This window comes from Candidatus Hydrogenedentota bacterium (genome assembly GCA_012523015.1).
Lineage (GTDB): Bacteria > Hydrogenedentota > Hydrogenedentia > Hydrogenedentales > CAITNO01 > JAAYBJ01.
Genome location: JAAYJI010000348.1, coordinates 1 through 2,940 on the forward strand (window position 1 = coordinate 1; position 2,940 = coordinate 2,940).

Genomic DNA, 2,940 nt, shown 5'->3' on the forward strand with positions numbered 1-2,940 from the left:
TATCGCCGCCGGATTAGACGAATTGATCCTTAAACTGAAGAAAACATTGAACAGCACCTTTATCATTGTGACCCACGAATTAGAATCCATTCGCCTTGTAGCCGACCGTATTCTCATGTTGGATATGGGTGAGGTGATATTTTGTGGTACATTGGAAGAAGCTGCACAATCAACGAATGAAAGGCTGCGTCAGTTTTTTGATCGGAAGCCGGATGCATATATTTCACAACGAAACTTGGATTAACAGATCCTGAACACCATAGGAAAAATGATCTGTGGCTACACCAAAACAAAAATTTAAAGTGAGCATATTCTTGCTCTTCTGCATCGGAATTATGGTAGGAGGAACCCTGGTCGTGACGGGTATCTACCAAACACCGGGATTGCGCTATTGGCTGGAATTCGAGGAATCCATCTTGGGGCTGTACGAAGGCGGCATGGTGGAATACCTCGGCGTGCCCGTCGGCAAGGTGCAGGAAATCCACGTAACGCCCAATCAACTTGCCCATGTGGAGATCATGATTAATCCAAAAAAAGTGACGCTCCACGACGGCGTACAGGGCAAATTGGTGATCTACAGTATTGCTGCCGGTACCATGGCAATTTCCCTTTCAGGCGGCAACCCCGAGAATGAGCCTCTCCCTGAATTTAGTCTTATACCCTGCAAAACAAGCGTTATTGAAGCTTTCAGCTCACAGTTGACCACCATTCTGGAAGACTTGTCCAGCACCTTGAAAGACGTCTCTGTTATCGGCGAAAAAGTGCGTATCCAAGTGGAAGGACTTGAAGATACAACGGTACAAGATATTATGAACGGCGTCCGCAATATTGTGAATAAGGGCGATGCCTTTGTATCGAATACAGACACCTTAGTTGAAGAAACGACTGAAGCAGTTCGAGATTTCCGAGGTCATGCCAATACGCTTGTGGAAACGATTTCCGAGCGCAGCCAAGATCTTGAACGCTTGTTTAAAAAACTGGAAAGCTTGGCGGAAACCTATACGAGCCGCGGCGAAGAACTTAAGGTCGACGAATTGCAGCAAAACCTGAACAAGCTGCTCGAACAGATGGATTCCACCGTGGCGAACATGGAAACTATTGCCGGCGATATGATGCACAAAGCAGGTAATGTTGAATATACGTTAAGAGGAACGCTCACCGACTTAGGCGATTCCTTGGAAAGTGTACGCATCTTGGTAAATCAGCTAAAAGATGATCCTTCCGCGTTAATTCGCGGGCGCGGCCGTATACAGGAATAAAGAGTTTATGGAAGGAGCTATTATGTCGTACAGATACTGCAACGCGTTACGCCAACACCTTGGCAGGATCGGAATCCTGTCTTTCCTTTGCGTGACACTGCTGCTCACAGGATGTTTGAGCGCGCCGACCATAGAAAGAACGCGCTACTACACGATCACACCTAAGATAGAGGTGGAACAAACAGCCTCTACAGCCTTCACCTTGGGCGTGCGGCCCCTATTTACCTCAAGAACCTATGGGCCCGCCATGGCATACTTAGATCAAGGCAATCTATTGGTGTACCGCCAACATAATGAATGGGCGGAATCGCCTGCCGCTGTCGTAACCCGTGCGGTTGTTGACGGTTTAGCCGCATCCGGCCGTTTTGCCGATGTAGGCAACGCTGCCGACATGGTCCGTCCTGATTTTATTCTCACCGGTGAACTCAGAATTTACCAAGAAAACAGAACGGAACTGCCTGCCTGCGCAGAATTGGAAGTCCGTTTGGAAATGCGGCCCACCTTAGCGCAGGGTGTTCTCTACGCGGAAACGATTCGCGAAACCGAAGCTCTTTTGGAAGACAATTCCCAAGCTTTTGCAACGGCGATGAACATTGCAGTAAACAGATTCGCATCCCGGGCAGCAACCGCATTAAGCCAATTGCCGCTGCCCGAAAAAGAGGCAGAAACCAAAAGATAAGCGAGCAGCTCAGGGCTGACAGCTATTTCCGAGGAACCGGCTGTCTTTCGCTGTACCCTTTGCCTTATTGATGAAGCTGCGACAAGAGACCGACCATGGCTGCTTCTATCTGTTCCGCAGCGCCCACTTCAAGATAACTGGACCGTGCGCGCCAGGTTTCATAGCCGCCCATGGCGTGTTGTTCGATGGTAGGCAAATACCCGTTATAACCGTTTGCCAATTCAATGGTGAAGGTATTTTCAAAGGGCGAGGCGGCGCGCAATGCAAGCCCTGTTTCCACGAAAACTTCACAAGGAATCGCGGCGATACCTACCTGACCTATACGGACGGCTTGCAAGGGCACGGAAACGGTGTCGGGGAAATCCTTTAAAAGCACACTTTCACGGGCGAAGACTTCAGCCGAGCTTTTTAATATGGGCCCTTCCGCAGCGGCGAGAATTGTTTCAGCCCGTTCCAGTTCTTCCGCTGTCGCTTTGCGAACGCCCAATTCCAGTTCTTGTGCGGCACTCGCCAAGACGGCAGTGTCCATGAACACAAGTTCTTGATAGCGCGCATACACTTCATCGGCGACCCGTTGGGCAACGGCGCTCATCTTCGAATAGGGCGCGCCGGAAGTTCCTTTCTCACGGAAGTTGACATTGTTGATATTGCCGCTCGAACCATTGGACATCATGGCGAGAAAAGGAGCACTGTCCGCTTCCGGCGCCAAGTGTTCCGCCATGAATTGCGCAAAATAACCAAAATAATCAGCACATAATACTGCCGCTTCCGTATCCCCCACATAATGAAGGGCGTAATTGGCGAAGAGCGCGAGGGGTGTTGTATCAAGCCGGCGAACCGCAATAATCGATACGGTGGGATCTGTGGGACCTGAGGGTTCAACAAGATTTTCACTGGCGCGGGGCGGATTCATCTGTACTTGTTCATCGGTCGCGCCAAAGGGATTGGCGGGTATGCTTCCCGGCTTCATAATCCAACGGCGATTAAAGACCTCTTCAGGGA

At 50.0% G+C, this 2,940-nt stretch carries 4 protein-coding genes; 3 read left to right on the forward strand and 1 reads right to left on the reverse strand.

Annotated features, from left to right (window positions below; translation table 11 throughout):
* The 3 genes from GX117_14950 to GX117_14960 form a co-directional block, all read left to right on the forward strand.
* Positions 1-244: ABC transporter ATP-binding protein (locus tag GX117_14950; protein NLO34625.1), on the forward strand; the 244-nt coding region annotated here is incomplete at its 5' end.
* Between the two features lie 31 nt (positions 245-275).
* Positions 276-1,259 (forward strand): MCE family protein, encoded by a 984-nt coding sequence (locus GX117_14955; protein NLO34626.1) that lies wholly within the window; start codon positions 276-278, stop codon positions 1,257-1,259.
* 22 nt (positions 1,260-1,281) lie between these two features.
* Positions 1,282-1,938: a hypothetical protein gene (locus GX117_14960; GenBank protein NLO34627.1), complete on the forward strand. Its 657-nt coding sequence runs from the start codon at positions 1,282-1,284 to the stop codon at positions 1,936-1,938.
* Between the two features lie 64 nt (positions 1,939-2,002).
* Here the strand turns inward: GX117_14960 and GX117_14965 are convergent.
* A partial coding sequence (locus GX117_14965) for a hypothetical protein (GenBank protein ID NLO34628.1) occupies positions 2,003-2,940 on the reverse strand: 938 nt, incomplete at its 5' end.